15 protein-coding genes are annotated in these 14,006 nt (G+C 45.1%); 3 read left to right on the forward strand and 12 right to left on the reverse strand.

What is annotated here, in order from left to right; all coding sequences use genetic code 11:
* Positions 1–34: 34 nt before the first annotated feature.
* The gene (locus MKX71_RS16995) at positions 35–220 is read right to left on the reverse strand and encodes a YvzF family protein (protein WP_003244599.1); all 186 of its coding nucleotides are present in this window, start codon (positions 218–220) and stop codon (positions 35–37) included.
* A 117-nt stretch (positions 221–337) separates the two neighbouring features.
* Between MKX71_RS16995 and gerAA the strand changes: the two genes are divergently transcribed.
* Genes gerAA through gerAC form a run of 3 tightly spaced genes read left to right on the forward strand, consistent with a single transcriptional unit; the run spans position 338 to position 3,970 of the window.
* On the forward strand, positions 338–1,786 hold the full coding sequence (gerAA, locus tag MKX71_RS17000) for a spore germination receptor protein GerAA (protein WP_033884692.1): 1,449 nt from the start codon (positions 338–340) through the stop codon (positions 1,784–1,786).
* Complete coding sequence (gerAB, locus tag MKX71_RS17005; protein ID WP_144482812.1) at positions 1,755–2,852, forward strand: spore germination receptor protein GerAB; 1,098 nt, start codon at positions 1,755–1,757, stop codon at positions 2,850–2,852. The genes gerAA and gerAB overlap by 32 nt, the downstream gene beginning before the upstream one ends.
* The gene (gene gerAC / locus MKX71_RS17010) at positions 2,849–3,970 is read left to right on the forward strand and encodes a spore germination receptor protein GerAC (RefSeq protein WP_327847201.1); all 1,122 of its coding nucleotides are present in this window, start codon (positions 2,849–2,851) and stop codon (positions 3,968–3,970) included. Before gerAB ends, gerAC begins: the two co-directional genes overlap by 4 nt.
* A gap of 6 nt (positions 3,971–3,976) precedes the next feature.
* Here the strand turns inward: gerAC and liaR are convergent, their stop codons facing one another.
* From liaR to MKX71_RS17065, 11 genes are all read right to left on the reverse strand, one after another.
* Entirely contained in the window at positions 3,977–4,612 is a 636-nt protein-coding gene (gene liaR, locus MKX71_RS17015) for a two-component system response regulator LiaR (protein ID WP_327847200.1), read from the reverse strand.
* Complete coding sequence (gene liaS, locus MKX71_RS17020; protein WP_014480831.1) at positions 4,590–5,672, reverse strand: two-component system sensor histidine kinase LiaS; 1,083 nt, start codon at positions 5,670–5,672, stop codon at positions 4,590–4,592. The genes liaR and liaS overlap by 23 nt, the downstream gene beginning before the upstream one ends.
* Positions 5,669–6,394 carry a LiaRS two-component regulatory system accessory protein LiaF gene (gene liaF / locus MKX71_RS17025; protein ID WP_014480832.1) on the reverse strand — a complete coding sequence of 242 codons (726 nt, stop codon included), beginning with the start codon at positions 6,392–6,394 and terminating at the stop codon, positions 5,669–5,671. The genes liaS and liaF overlap by 4 nt, the downstream gene beginning before the upstream one ends.
* 33 nt (positions 6,395–6,427) lie before the next feature.
* Positions 6,428–7,300 (reverse strand): DUF4097 domain-containing protein, encoded by an 873-nt coding sequence (locus tag MKX71_RS17030; RefSeq protein ID WP_192858007.1) that lies wholly within the window; start codon positions 7,298–7,300, stop codon positions 6,428–6,430.
* 100 nt (positions 7,301–7,400) lie between these two features.
* Positions 7,401–8,078 (reverse strand): PspA/IM30 family protein, encoded by a 678-nt coding sequence (locus MKX71_RS17035; RefSeq protein ID WP_015714684.1) that lies wholly within the window; start codon positions 8,076–8,078, stop codon positions 7,401–7,403.
* A gap of 26 nt (positions 8,079–8,104) precedes the next feature.
* A complete protein-coding gene (liaI, locus tag MKX71_RS17040; protein ID WP_003243447.1) occupies positions 8,105–8,485 on the reverse strand; it encodes a cell envelope stress-induced membrane anchor protein LiaI in 381 nt (126 codons plus the stop codon).
* A 161-nt stretch (positions 8,486–8,646) separates the two neighbouring features.
* On the reverse strand, positions 8,647–9,915 hold the full coding sequence (locus MKX71_RS17045; RefSeq protein ID WP_019712956.1) for an MFS transporter: 1,269 nt from the start codon (positions 9,913–9,915) through the stop codon (positions 8,647–8,649).
* 176 nt (positions 9,916–10,091) lie between these two features.
* Complete coding sequence (locus tag MKX71_RS17050) at positions 10,092–10,673, reverse strand: cob(I)yrinic acid a,c-diamide adenosyltransferase (protein ID WP_017696410.1); 582 nt, start codon at positions 10,671–10,673, stop codon at positions 10,092–10,094.
* Positions 10,674–10,695: 22 nt separating this feature from the next.
* Positions 10,696–12,024, reverse strand: coding sequence for an ATP-binding cassette domain-containing protein (locus MKX71_RS17055; RefSeq protein ID WP_339232051.1), 1,329 nt, complete (start codon positions 12,022–12,024; stop codon positions 10,696–10,698).
* Positions 12,024–13,085, reverse strand: a complete 1,062-nt coding sequence (locus MKX71_RS17060; protein WP_042974729.1) for an iron ABC transporter permease — start codon at positions 13,083–13,085, stop codon at positions 12,024–12,026. The genes MKX71_RS17055 and MKX71_RS17060 overlap by 1 nt, the downstream gene beginning before the upstream one ends.
* Positions 13,048–13,992, reverse strand: coding sequence for an ABC transporter substrate-binding protein (locus tag MKX71_RS17065; protein ID WP_192858010.1), 945 nt, complete (start codon positions 13,990–13,992; stop codon positions 13,048–13,050). The genes MKX71_RS17060 and MKX71_RS17065 overlap by 38 nt, the downstream gene beginning before the upstream one ends.
* Positions 13,993–14,006 lie beyond the last annotated feature (14 nt).

Here is a 14,006-nt window from a genome sequence, read left to right on the forward strand (position 1 = left end):
GATCATAATTCGCCAATGACACAAAAAATCCTTTTTATTTTTCGATCTTGGCAGATTTTAATTTTAATTCAAGATATACGCGGGAATCCTTTGAATATTTGTATTTTGGATTTGTCCTGCCGTACTCCTTTGATGTATAAGAGACATCATAATGCTGTTCAAATGATCTAATGAGCTGTTCAATTTCTTCTTGTTTTCCAGCTAGCCTTACCTGTGCCACTTCGTATCCTCCGCTTTCATAAAAAAACTTACTCCATGAAATACTCTAACACAGTATATCATTTTTTTAACAGGAAAAGATAACCTCTACTAAGGTTTTGGATAAGAGGTGACCTCATTGGAACAAACAGAGTTTAAGGAATATATACACGATAATTTAGCATTGGTGCTGCCAAAATTAAAAGAAAACGATGATCTGGTGAAAAACAAAAAAATGCTTGCGAACGGACTGGTTTTTTACTATCTCTATTTCAGTGAAATGACTGATGAGAATAAGGTGTCAGAAGCCATTAAAACTTTGATTAAAGATGAGGAGACCTTAACGCTTGACCAGGTCAAAAAACGCCTTGACCAGCTTGACGCAAGACCTGTTGAAACTGCAAAAAAAACGATTGAATCGATTCTCAACGGCAATTGTGCTGTGTTTATCAACGGATTGGATAAAGCCTATATTCTGACCACAGGAAAGAAAAAAACAAGAAGCCTGACAGAGCCGACAACTGAAAAAGTGGTTCGCGGCCCAAAAGTAGCGTTTGTAGAGGATATTGATACAAATCTCGCTCTGATCAGACAAAGAACCTCTCATCCGAAATTGATCACCAAAAAAATCATGATCGGCGAAAACAAGCTGAAGCCTGCAGCCATTATGTACATTGAAGGCAAAGCAAAAAAGTCCGTCATAAAAGAAGTGAAGGCGCGGCTTAAAAATATCCAGCTGGAAGATATCCAGGACAGCGGAACGCTCGAGGAGCTCATTGAAGATAATAAATATTCACCATTTCCGCAGATACAAAATACGGAAAGACCTGACAAAGTATCTTCAGCCCTGTTTAACGGCCGTGTGGCAATTTTGGTCGACAGTTCACCATTTGTGCTGCTGGTGCCGGTTTCTCTCGGCATCCTGATGCAATCCCCGGATGACTACTATGAACGCTGGATTTCAGCATCTCTTATCCGGTCGCTGCGCTTTGCTTCTATCTTTATCACCTTGTTTTTGTCATCGATTTATATAGCACTTGTTTCCTTCCATCAGGGGCTGCTGCCGACCGCACTCGCCGTCACGATTTCGGCGAACAGGGAAAACGTGCCGTTCCCTCCGATATTTGAAGCCCTGCTGATGGAAGTAACCATCGAGCTGCTAAGGGAAGCCGGACTGCGACTCCCCAATCCGCTCGGACAGACGATCGGCCTCGTTGGGGGCGTAGTCATCGGACAGGCTGCTGTAGAAGCGAATCTCGTCAGTTCGATTATGGTCATTGTCGTCAGTGTCATTGCCCTGGCATCCTTTACTGTTCCTCAATACGGAATGGGTCTGTCTTTCCGGGTGCTGCGTTTTATTTCGATGTTTTCCGCCGCTATTTTAGGACTATACGGCATTATTTTATTTATGCTTGTCGTTTATACGCACTTAACGAGACAAACGAGCTTTGGGTCTCCGTATTTTTCGCCAAACGGATTCTTTAGCCTGAAAAATACGGATGACTCCATTATCCGTCTCCCAATTAAAAACAAACCAAAAGAGGCGAATAATCCAAATGAGCCAAAAACAGACTCCACTGAAACTTAATACCTTTCAAGGTATTTCTATTGTTGCAAATACAATGCTTGGGGCCGGACTTTTAACATTGCCGCGAGCGCTGACCACTAAGGCTAATACGCCTGACGGCTGGATCACGCTGATATTAGAAGGTTTCATTTTTATTTTCTTCATTTATTTAAACACGCTCATTCAGAAAAAACATCAATACCCTTCACTCTTTGAATATTTGAAGGAAGGGCTTGGAAAATGGATCGGCAGCATCATCGGCCTTTTGATCTGCGGCTATTTCCTCGGCGTAGCCAGCTTCGAGACCCGGGCAATGGCTGAAATGGTGAAGTTTTTCCTGTTGGAGAGAACCCCAATTCAAGTCATTATTTTAACGTTTATTTGCTGCGGTATTTATTTAATCGTTGGGGGCTTAAGTGATGTGTCGCGGCTGTTTCCCTTTTATTTAACGGTAACCATTATTATTTTGCTGGTTGTGTTCGGGATCAGTTTTAAAATTTTTGATATCAATAATTTGCGTCCTGTTTTAGGCGAAGGCCTTGGACCCATTGCAAACTCCCTTACCGTCGTTTCCATCTCTTTTTTAGGAATGGAAGTGATGCTGTTTCTTCCTGAACATATGAAGAAAAAGAAATACACGTTCAGATATGCGTCTCTAGGATTTCTGATTCCGATTATCTTATATATCCTTACGTATATTATTGTTATCGGAGCTTTGACCGCTCCCGAGGTAAAAACGCTGATTTGGCCGACTATTTCTCTCTTTCAGTCCTTTGAGCTTAAAGGCATATTTATTGAACGGTTTGAATCGTTTTTACTGGTGGTCTGGATCATCCAGTTTTTCACCACATTTGTCATTTACGGATACTTTGCCGCTAACGGGCTAAAGAAGACATTTGGATTATCGACTAAAACAAGCATGGTGATTATCGGCATAACGGTCTTTTATTTTTCTCTCTGGCCGGATGACGCCAATCAAGTCATGATGTATAGCGATTATCTTGGCTATATTTTTGTCTCCCTGTTTCTGCTTCCGTTCATTCTCTTTTTCATTGTAGCTCTCAAGAGGAGGATTACAGCAAAATGAAAATCCGGATTTTATGTATGTTTATATGCACCCTATTGCTGTCCGGATGCTGGGACAGTGAAAATATCGAGGAATTAAGCTTAGTGATCGGAGTAGGGCTAGACAAGCCTGACGATGACAATTTAGAGCTGACACAGCAAATTCTCGTGCCGAAAAAAATCAGCGCCAAGGAGGGCTCTTCATCTGATCCGACACAGCTTTCTATCACAAAGGGTGAAACTGTCCATCAAATGATGAGAACCTCTGCATTAAAGCATAATCCTACGTTTTCACAGCATTTGCGTCTCATTCTGCTTTCCAAAAGCGTGATCGCTGATCAAATTGGAATGGACGCGATCATTAACCAGTTTGTCAGAGACAACGGAACAAGGAGGAGTTCCTACGTCTTTATCACCAACGGCCGAACTAAGGATATATTTAAAATGAATGATGAAGGCGAGCCTGCATCCAACGTGATATATGATCTGACAGAGAATAATAAGGTGACGATCAGAATGATGGAGCCAGTTACATTGGGGGAGATCTCAGAACACTTAACCTCTGACGATTCATTCCTCATCCCTCATGTCGGTAAGGAAAACGGCAAGCTCGCGATAAACGGAGCCTCTATCATAAAAAATAAATTATGGCACCGGGACCTCACCCCGATTGAGGTTCAAAATATCAACTTATTTTCAGGCACTGTCGAGGGAGGCATCATTGACTTGAAGCGCGATGGCCATCTCTTTTCTTATGAAGTATATTCAAGCAATCGGAAGATCAAGACGGCCTATAAGGACGGAAAGTTCAAATTCACCGTCACCCGAAATATTGAAGGTCGTCTATCTGAGGATTGGAATCCCAATGAAGATTCGTTTAAGGATTCATATATCAAAAGTATTGAAAAGACAGTTGAAAAACGGGTACACGATACAGTAACAGCATTTATTACAGGGAAACTGCAGAAAGAGATCAAAGCGGACGTCACCGGGCTGGGAAACGAGGTCAGAATTCATTATCCTCAAAAGTGGAAAAAGATTTCAAGAAAATGGGATGAGGATTATTTCAGCAATGCGGAAATAGACTACCGGGTCAACGTGGTTGTCAGAGACTTCGGAACGAAAGGCGCGAACAAATAGCGGCCCCTATTTTACGAGGTGATTTCGGTGTGCGTACACCGCCGCCTGCGTCCGGTCACTGACATCAAGCTTTGATAAAATATTGGTAATATGTGTTTTGACTGTTTTAACCGTAATAAATAGTTCCTCGCCTATTTCTTTGTTTGTTTTTCCTTCTGCGATCAGGCAGAGTATTTCGAGCTCCCGTTTCGTAAGCGATTCATGAGGGAGCGCGTTTTCACCTGAGTGGCGCAGCCTGGATAATACTTTTCCCGCCACTTTTGACTCCAGCTTCGGCTCTCCCTTGCTTGCGGCGCGGATGGCTTCGGCGATTTCTGCCGCTTTTGAGGTTTTCAACAGATAGCTGAGCGCGCCAGCTTCAATAACCGGGTACACTTTGTCATCATCAATGAAGCTAGTGAGCACAATAATTTTCGGGTCGGAAAGCTCCCGGCAAATTTGCTTTGTAGCTTCAATGCCATCCATGCCCTCCATGACAAGGTCCATTAAAATGACATCAGGCGACAGTTCCGCAGCAAGCCGAACACCTTCGCTGCCGTCCGATGCCTCGCCGATGACTTCAATATCGGGCTGCGCCTCCAAAAAAGCCGCGAGCCCCATTCTGACCATTTCATGATCATCAATCAATAATACTCGAATCACGTTCGTTCTCTCCTTTTTCTTCCGGGAAAATCGGGACCTTCACTTCGATTTGGGTGCCTTTTCCTTCTACTGAAATCACTTCGGCGACCCCGCCGATTTCACTTGCACGTTCTTTCATAGAATTCAATCCGTATGAGGAGGCTTTCACCTGGTCCATTTTGAAGCCTTTTCCATTATCAATCACCTTCAGACGGAGCTGGCTGTTCTTTATGCCCAGAATCACGGTTACTTTTGACGCTTTTGAATGTCTAAATACGTTTGAAAGGGCCTCCTGCACGATTCTGAACAAGTGGTCTTCAACACCCTTGGATATCGCTGTGTCCTGTATATCCCACTCAATATCAATCGGCTGCTTTTTTCGGAACTCGTCCAAAAGCTCCGTAAGGCCCTCCTTCAGCCCTTTTCCTTCAAGGGTAACAGGCCGTAAATGGAGCAGCAGCGCCCTCATCTCATTTTGGGCTTCGCCTGCCATATGCTCTACCATCCTGATCCGCTTGACTGTTTTGTCATCAGCATCCTTGACATGTTCCAGCACGGCTGATGTCATCATCGATATGGCAAAGAGCTGCTGGCTGACCGCATCATGAAGATCTCTGGCCAATCGCTGGCGTTCTTCTGAGATAACCGACTTCTTCATTTGAGCCTGCCATTCCGCACGTTCATTGGAAAGTTTCTGGAGGGATGCGACTTGAAGCTCCACGCGCTTCGCCATTTCGTTCAGCTGATCAGCAGCCAGGCCGATTTCATCATCACCGAGCGGCGGTATCCGATAAGCGAAATTGCCGTTTTCAAAGGTTAAAATGGATTCAATTAATGTATCAATCCTTGTCTTCAACCGGTTGCCGTACATATACCCTGAGGCGAAACCGACGGTCACGCTGATCAGAAGCAAAATCAGGATAAACGGAATTCCGAACCAGCTAGATGACAGCAAAACAAGCGGATCGAGCCGATAGTAAAACATCATAAAGGAAATCAGGCAGGCAAAAAGGAGCAGGCTGATTCCCGTTGTCATGCGGATGGCGCGCCATTGGAGGCTGGCAAGCATTTTTTTTCTCATACGTACTTCACATCCACATCACCGATAAATAAGGAAACGGACACTTTGACACGGCGCTTTGACTCGCTGAAATCGGTTGACGCGGCATATACCTTCGTGCTTAATCCGCTTTTCTTCGAGCCGATCAGATTGATGTCACCTATAAAAACAGCTGAGCTGACAGCCACTTCAAGGTCCGATGGTACATAAATATCAACGTTACCAATGACTCCGCTAATGACGATTGTACTTTCTCCCTCGGGAATCATCGCTTTAGATAAATCGATTTTGATATCACCGATAAAACCAGAGACATTTAAATCATTCAGGTCAAACGGCTGCTTCATCATTTGCAGCTCACCGATAAAAAAGCTGCGCATGTCGGGATGTTTTACATCTTTTGGCGGATCATGATGTTCTTTTTTATTGAGATTGACCTGTTTCTCATTCGGTTCAAATATCGGCTTCCCTTTGATAAGCCTGTAACCGGCGTAAATCAGAAATGCAGCAAACGCATAGCCGAATAAATTAAAGGTGATGCTGAAGAGGTTTTTCAAAAATAGAAACGCGGCAAAGATATACATGACGGAGCCAAGCCAATCACGGGAATATTTTTTAAGGAAATAGCCGGCAATCAGAAAAAAGAGCGGCCAAAACAGCAGATCGCCTATTCCGATAATTTGCAAAAACATACTGATGCCGAATAAAGCAATGATCAATCCGAGAAGCTGTTTTTTTGTCATTCCTGGTGTCCGCCTCCTTTCTTCTGCCTAGTGCTACCGTATCGCTAGATCCCCGCTGTCCGTTTTGATGTCGATTGGATGCTGGCCGCTTCCTTGCGTGCCTGTGATGTGATGCTGTTCTTTATGTGCTTTATCAGCAAATGAATACGGCGAACTGACGTCACCGCTTGCTGATAAAGCATTGACTGCAAAGCTGCCGTTTTGGGGAAGGCTTACATTAGCATCACCGCTTGTCAGCGTGACAGATACGGGACCGGTTACCTTTTTCAATACAGCATTAAAATCTCCTGAAGTCATTTTCACATCAAGAGAGCCTGATACATGAACCAGATTTGCGTCCCCTGAAGCTAAATCAATGCCGGCTGTTTTGGAGACGGTATTTGAAATGGAAACATCCCCCGATGATGCCTTCACTTTCAGATCTTGAATGCGGACGTCCGTCACGCTCGTATTTCCGCTCGCAGATACTGCGTTCAGCCCGGAAAGCGCAAGATGGTCATTCCCGGCCACAGACACGTCACCGCTTGAGGTTCGTACTGCCAGATCACCTTTATAATCATACGGAAGCCTGACGATAAGAGTTGAACGGTTAAATCCATTCAAAAATTGAAATTCTTTTTCCTTTACGGTCAGCTCCAGTTTTCTTTTGTTTTCAGTAACAAATAACTTTCCTGAGTCTCCTGAAATGCCTGCCGATATGTCACTTCGTTCTTCCGCTATAATCCGGACATCCTTGCTATCCGACTCAATGACCATGCTGTCAATGTCCCGCGGCGATGCGCTGGCTGAATCGGCTTCTGTGCCATTTATCAAACCCAGGCCTGCAGCAAACACATCTTTTACGACAACGGCGAAAAAAACCAGAATACCGGCAGTGATCAACAGTTTGCCAAGCATTTTTTTCATTCGGTTTCATCCTTCTCATTCATTCTATTATAAAGGAAAAGCTTGCGAATTGATACGTGCGGAAGGGAAGGACTTGACCGCAAATCCTTCCCCGTTCCGCTTATTCATTTGCCGCTTGTGTCTGGTCTGATTTTTGCAGTGAAAGTGTCCGCATTTTTTCAATCTCCGCTTCCACATCGTCTGCGAATTCTTTACGTGTAAGTTCTGCGCCGGCTTCCGCTGACTTTGAATAATTCGCGCGGATTTCCATTTCTTCAATACGATTTTCAATACGCAAAAATTCACGATACGCGCTTTCACTGTCAATTTTGTCAAATGTCGTATTCATATGCTCTTTAGCTTTCGCCGCATTTGCCCGCGCAATCAGCGCCTGTTTTTTATCCTTTACGTCCTGAAGCTTTGTTTCAAGTGCAGCCAGCTGCTCTTTCAGATCAGCCAGCTGACTGTTTGCCTGTTCATAGGAAGCTTTATGCTCAGCCGCCTTCCCTTCTAAATACTTCATTTCAGTCAGCGCCTTTTTCGCCAGTTCTTCTTCACCTGCGTCAAATGCGAGCTGTGCCTGATTTTTCCGTTTGCCAGCAACTTCAGCGGCTTCTTCATATTTTTTCTTAAATTGATAGGCAATCGTGTGCTGTTTCACAATTGTTTGCTTTGCTTTTGCGATGTCGCTTTCCATATCGCGTACATATTGATTCAGCATCACCTTTGGATTCTCCATTTTATCAAGTCCTTCATGAACTGACGCAACAAACATGTCTCTGATTCTTTTTAATACCATACCTAATTCCTCCTAATATATTGATATTATTTTTTCTTCAAAAATTCTTCCCATTCGTCATCAAAGTGAGATTGGTAAGCAGCCGAAGCCGGTTCAGGATCAAAAGATGATACACCGTTATCAGCTGATCCGTTTTTCATCAGCTTCCAGCCGTAATACACCATAGCGGCCGCCAACGCGATTCCGACGACAAACGGAAGTGAGCAGATGAGCATAATGGCTCCGATACCGCCCACGATGATTCCCGTGATGGTTTTTCCCGCGGCAAACCTTTTGATTCCTGCGTATGTCATCAAGCTCCCGATGGCGAGCGGGATGATAAAGCCGAAGCTTCCTCCTCCAAAAAAGACAGAGATCCCAAATACAATTAATAAGAATCCGCCTATTGTTTTCTTGTTTATCTTCATGCAGATCCTCCTTTCGTTTTCCTTGTCTTCATCTTATACAAGTTGGAAGATATGCAAAACGAATCAGAGATTGATTTTTATATAAGACCGGAGTCGTATCTCGCACCGGACCCATTGGCACAAAAAAACGCCATGCACGAGGCATGGCGTTTTAAAACCCTTTACAGATGAACACTTGCTTCCCTTTCTTTAATCAGGTCGGACCTTTCTGCTTTGGCCAGTTTTGTAAACAGCAAAATTCCGATACCCGCAATAATTTCGACAATCCCGCCGACAGCGATCACTTTACCTGAGCCGAAAGCATTAGCGGCATACCCGCAAATGACAGCTCCGGCAGGGATCGAAATATTTGAGATCATATGTATAACGGCGTAAACCTGCGGCTGATCCTCACTGTCCACAGACGTCTGGATAATCGTATACTCAGGAACATTAACAGCACTGACTGCGGCGCCAAAGGTAAAAGCAGCGAAAAAGACGAGCGGCAAAAAGGTATTCATCCCGGTAATAAAGAAAGCAAATCCTTCAATAATGCCGGCAGTGACGAATAACAAGCCGTACCTGTTTACCTTGACTTTCGCCAGCACAAACCCTAATAAAAACGCGCCCGCGGCGGTGGTGGCCTTTAAAAGCGAGTATACGATCGGCTGGCCGTTTAAATCTTCCGCAACGTATACGGCAGAGAGCGCTTCCCATGGGGCAGCCGCGAAATTCATAAAGATACAGTAAATGGCGAGCGGGTATAAAATCTGGTGTTTTCTGACGAGCCTAAAGCCGCGTTTCAGTCTTCCGATATATGTGCCTCTCTGTGTAACAACCGCAGACTCTGATTGAGATTCAACCGCAGTGTACTTAATAAAAAGAACGAGAAAACCTGACACCAAATAGAGCACAAGTGCGATAAGCATGGTATAAGAAGGACTGATAAATGTAAGAAAAGCGCCGCATAATGTGACAGCCCCGAGCCTGACAATTTGAGCGGAGGACTGCAGCACAGCATTTGCTTTTTGAATGCCCTGTTCATTTACGATTTGAGGAATCAAAGCGATAGAGGCGGGATTGTAGGCAGCTCCAGTAGCTGAATGCACAATCATAAGCGTCATGACAAACCACAGCGGAGAGAAGCCCGCAAAATGACATAGAGGGATAATCAAAACAATCGCCGCCCTTGTCAGATCTGAAAAGTACATCCAAAATTTCAGCGTGGTCTGTTTCATAAAAGGCCCCGTCACAGGCGCCAGAACGGCTTCCGGCAAAAAAGTGACAGCAATCAATAAAGCAGTGCCGATCGCACCTTTGCCGTCATAAATTAAAAACCATAATATTGAATTAAATGCGAACATATCGCCGGATATCTTGACTATTCTTGAGAAAAACAGATAATTGAAATTTCTCTTCCAGATGCTATCACTTTCAATCAATTTCACCATCCATCAGAGCCCCCCGTTGCCTATTTTTTACATCTATTTATTACAATATCTCATTTTTCCATTTTTCAGTCAATAATTCATAAGGTTCATTTTTTGTCGTAAAATGGGAAATTGACAGAGTGAAAAACAAAAAAAGCCGGCATGTATTTGAACACGCCGGCTTTCCTTTTCACTTTTTATGATTCGCTGCTGTTTCGGTCCCGAAACACAATGGCACTTCTTTCATATTCTACATCGCCAATACCGCTTCTTGCATTCACAACCCGTGCGGCGGCAAAGAAATAATCGGACAGACGATTGAGATAACGCAGCACTGTTTCATGAATCTCCTCCGATTTCATCAGCGCCACCACTCTTCGTTCTGCCCGCCTTGTAATGGTGCGGGCGATATGGAGAAGCGAAGCACCCTTTGATCCGCCTGGAAGAATAAATTTCTTCAGTTCCGGCGCTTCTGCTGTATAGGCATCAATGCGCGTTTCTAAAAAGGAAACAGATTCTTCCGTTAGTTTATAGTCTTTTCTTTCTGTGACGATTGCCAGATCGCCTCCGCAGTCAAACAGCTCATGCTGGATGGTCAGCAGCTCGGCTGTCAGATCTTCAAAGCCGGGCTGCCCGGAAAGCTCTGCCAAAGCAAGCCCGATAAAGCTGTTAAGCTCGTCAATCGTGCCGTAGCTTTCGACGCGTAGGCTGTCCTTGTCCGTTCTGCCCCCGACTAAGCCCGTTTGTCCCTTATCGCCTGTTTTTGTATATAGTTTCATACCCTGAATCTCCTTTACAGACTTATTCAAACAACTCAGCAGCCTCTTCTACACATTCAGCCGTCCCTTTCTTTATCAATTGGTTCAGCCGCTGTTCTATGTTTTCGGATTGCTGAGTTTGAGTCCCGGCGATGAGAATATCACCTGTGCCTCTTCCGTCTCCCAGCACTTTCGTCCGTTCTGCTTCGGCAGCCATAAGAGCTTTGATGAAGTATTGATCTGCCGCATAGCCGTTAATCAAAATCCAAATCGAAAAGCCGGTCTGAACGCATATGAAAACGGATAACTCTCCGTCTTCATACGTTCGATACACGAAACGGTCAAGTCTTTCTGAAGAAGCCATCGCACACGTCTCCTGCAGTTGAAAACCGCTTTCTGAAAGATAGGCCATAAGTCCTTCTATCGGATCTGGCTGATCTGGCAGCCGTTTATGGATCAGCGTCCTGCTCCACGAAAACCCTGCACCGATAGGCGTCGAGGACAATGTTCGAAGCGGGATTTCCGTTTGCAGAAGAATGTTATCACGCCCCGCTTGGAGCAATGCTTCAAATGGGATAGACTGCCGCTTCACGCTATCTTTTTCAGGCTGAATCACAATCATCGGTTTAGGTGAGCTTTGATGAACCAAGGCGGTGACATCTGTATCGTACACCGCCTTTATGCTTTGTTCTGTAACAACATATTCCGGTTTTTGCTTAGGCCCAGCGGTACCGTTTTTCATAAACATGAGCTCATCACAGTACAGGCTTGCGGTGTTCAGATCATGAAAAACACTGACAGCTGCCAATCCGCTTTCTCTCGTCAGGCGTTTGATCAGATCAAGCAGGTCTTTTTGATAAGCCAGATCGAGAAAATTAGTCGGCTCGTCCAAAAATAAAATACGCGGCTGCTGCGCCAAAGCTTGTGCCAAATACACCCGCTGCTGTTCCCCTCCGCTTAGTTCGCGAATCGGCTTTTGCGCAAAATCGGCCACTCCTGTTTGCTCCATTGCTTCCTGTACAATGGCTTCATCCTTTTCAGTCTGCTGTCTGAACAGCCCCGTTTGGAATGGATATCTGCCAAAGGCTACAGTTTCTTCGACGGTAAAGGTGAAGGCTTGATCCGTTTTTTGCGGCAGGACGGCCATGATTTGCGCCAGTTCCTTCGGTTTATAGTCCGCCAGCAGTTTTCCGGCCAGATAAACGCTGCCTTCCTTGGCCGGCAGCGTGCCTGCCAGCAAGTGCAAAAGCGTGGTTTTTCCGCTTCCATTAGGGCCAAGAATTCCGAGAAATTCTCCCTTCTCCACTGTTAAGCTGACATTGTTGATTAGGCGGCTGTCACCGTATCCTCCCGACAGCCCTTCTGCCTTCATCATAAGCTTCTCCTCCCGCGGTGCTGCCGAATTAAAATAAGAGCGAACACAGGCGCTCCCGCCAAGGACGTAATGATCCCGATCGGCAGTTCAATCGGCTCAATGATGGTTCTGGAAAGCAGATCGGCTAAAACGAGAAATCCTGCCCCGAGCAAGGCGGACAGCGGCAGTAAATGCCGATGGTCCGTTCCCCACAAAAACCTTGTGATATGCGGAATCACAAGGCCGACAAAGCCAATCGTACCCGATACTGCCACAGCGCTTCCCGTCAAAAGAGATCCGGCTATTAGAATCATCATCTTCCTCTGCTGAACGCTGACTCCAAGAAGCTTTGCTTTATCTTCTCCATATGTCATCACGTTTAGTTCCCTTCCGTTTATAATCAATAAAATGGTTCCCAAAAGAAAAAACGGGAGAAACAAAATAACATAGCTCCAGCCCCTCATTGAGACGCTGCCAAGCAGCCAATGCACAATCGGAAGCAGGTTGTCTCCTGTCAAGGCGATGATAAGAGAAATAAATGCGCCCAAAAAAGAGTTAGTGATGACACCGGTCAAAATGAGGGTGGAAACAGACATCGAAGCATGAACGAGGCGGCTGAAGAAAAGGACCGCCGCCATCGTGGCAAGTGCCGCGGCTACACTCACAACCGGGAGTGTAAACTCTCCGATGACAGGAAGGTGCAGACCTAAGAACAGAGTCACAACAGCTCCAACTGAAGCACCGGATGACACACCTAGCGTATAGGGATCAGCAAGCGGATTTTTCAACAATCCTTGAAAAGCGGCCCCTGCAATAGAAAGAGCCGCCCCCACAAGGGCGGCCAGCACAACTCTCGGCAGTCTGATATTCATCATAATATTAGTGTACATCGGATCATCAGAACCGATAGAGCCGCCGAAACCTTGATGCCAAAAGACACGAAAAACAGCGGGAATAGGAATATGCAGGCTGCCGCAAGAAATTCCTAAGATGATGCTCACGGCTAAAAATGAGAAACCAATGATATATGCGGCATAACGATTATTCCTTAAACGTATCCGGGTAAATGCTTTCCGCAAGTTCTTCGACCCCTTCGATCAGACGGGGACCGGAACGTGTCACAAGATCAGGGTCCACATCATATACACGATGATGTTTCACAGCATTGATTTCGCTCCAGCCATCGCGTTTTTCCACAGCTTTCGCTTTCACACCGTCCGTTGTAACAATTGCATCAGGATTGAGTTTTACGATCGCCTCGTCTGTCATTTGCACCCATCCTGTCTGATCCGCAGCTGCGTTTTTAGCATGGATGACATTCAGCATTTCATTCATAAACGTATCTTTTCCGGTTGTATAAATGTCAGGATTAGGAGAAACCTCGATAAATACGCTTTTCTCCTCGTCCTTTGAAATGTTTTTCGCTTTTTCTTTAATATCCTTTAGATCTGATTTCATGCTTTTCACGAGCTGATCGGCTTTTTTCTCCGCCCCGGCAGCTTCTCCGATCATTTCAATTGATTTGTACACCTCGGAGAATGATTGTGCATCATTGACAGTCAGCACTGTAATGCCCGCGTCCTTCAGCTGTTTGATGGCATCCGCTGATGCTGACATGGAAGACTCATGGGCCAGAACGAGATCTGGTTTTAGAGAAATGACTTTTTCAACGTTTACATTCATATCTCCGACTTTCTCAACCTTTTTGACTTCCTTTGGATAGGTATCGTTTGTGGTGACACCGACCACTTTGTCACCAAGGCCAAGTGCGTATGTAATTTCTGTGTTGCTCGGCATTAATGAAACAATCTTTTTTGGCTCTTTTTTGATGGTTACATCTTGGTTTGACGCATCATCAATGGTGACAGGAAACGCTTCTGTTTTTTGTTTTGCCTTTGAATCCTTCTGATCCGCAGGATTGCCGCAGCCTGCCAGCATAACAGCAGCCAGCAGGAGCGCAGTCCATATCCCGGCTCGTTTTTTCATAATCTTTTCCTCCT

Origin of the sequence: Bacillus sp. FSL M8-0071 (genome assembly GCF_037975455.1) — a bacterium.
GTDB classification, from domain to species: Bacteria; Bacillota; Bacilli; order Bacillales; family Bacillaceae; genus Bacillus; species Bacillus subtilis.

What these genes read in the sequence shown, in the direction of transcription:
- liaI (WP_003243447.1), bottom strand. Translation starts at nt 8,485, where the DNA reads ATGAAGATAAACAAGAAAACAATAGGCGGATTCTTATTAATTGTATTT.
- MKX71_RS17055 (WP_339232051.1), bottom strand. Translation starts at nt 12,024, where the DNA reads ATGAAGGCAGAAGGGCTGTCGGGAGGATACGGTGACAGCCGCCTAATC.
- MKX71_RS17035 (WP_015714684.1), bottom strand. Translation starts at nt 8,078, where the DNA reads ATGGTATTAAAAAGAATCAGAGACATGTTTGTTGCGTCAGTTCATGAA.
- liaF (WP_014480832.1), bottom strand. Translation starts at nt 6,394, where the DNA reads ATGACAAAAAAACAGCTTCTCGGATTGATCATTGCTTTATTCGGCATC.
- MKX71_RS17045 (WP_019712956.1), bottom strand. Translation starts at nt 9,915, where the DNA reads ATGGTGAAATTGATTGAAAGTGATAGCATCTGGAAGAGAAATTTCAAT.
- MKX71_RS17065 (WP_192858010.1), bottom strand. Translation starts at nt 13,992, where the DNA reads ATGAAAAAACGAGCCGGGATATGGACTGCGCTCCTGCTGGCTGCTGTT.
- gerAC (WP_327847201.1), top strand. Translation starts at nt 2,849, where the DNA reads ATGAAAATCCGGATTTTATGTATGTTTATATGCACCCTATTGCTGTCC.
- MKX71_RS17030 (WP_192858007.1), bottom strand. Translation starts at nt 7,300, where the DNA reads ATGAAAAAAATGCTTGGCAAACTGTTGATCACTGCCGGTATTCTGGTT.
- MKX71_RS17050 (WP_017696410.1), bottom strand. Translation starts at nt 10,673, where the DNA reads ATGAAACTATATACAAAAACAGGCGATAAGGGACAAACGGGCTTAGTC.
- gerAB (WP_144482812.1), top strand. Translation starts at nt 1,755, where the DNA reads ATGAGCCAAAAACAGACTCCACTGAAACTTAATACCTTTCAAGGTATT.
- liaS (WP_014480831.1), bottom strand. Translation starts at nt 5,672, where the DNA reads ATGAGAAAAAAAATGCTTGCCAGCCTCCAATGGCGCGCCATCCGCATG.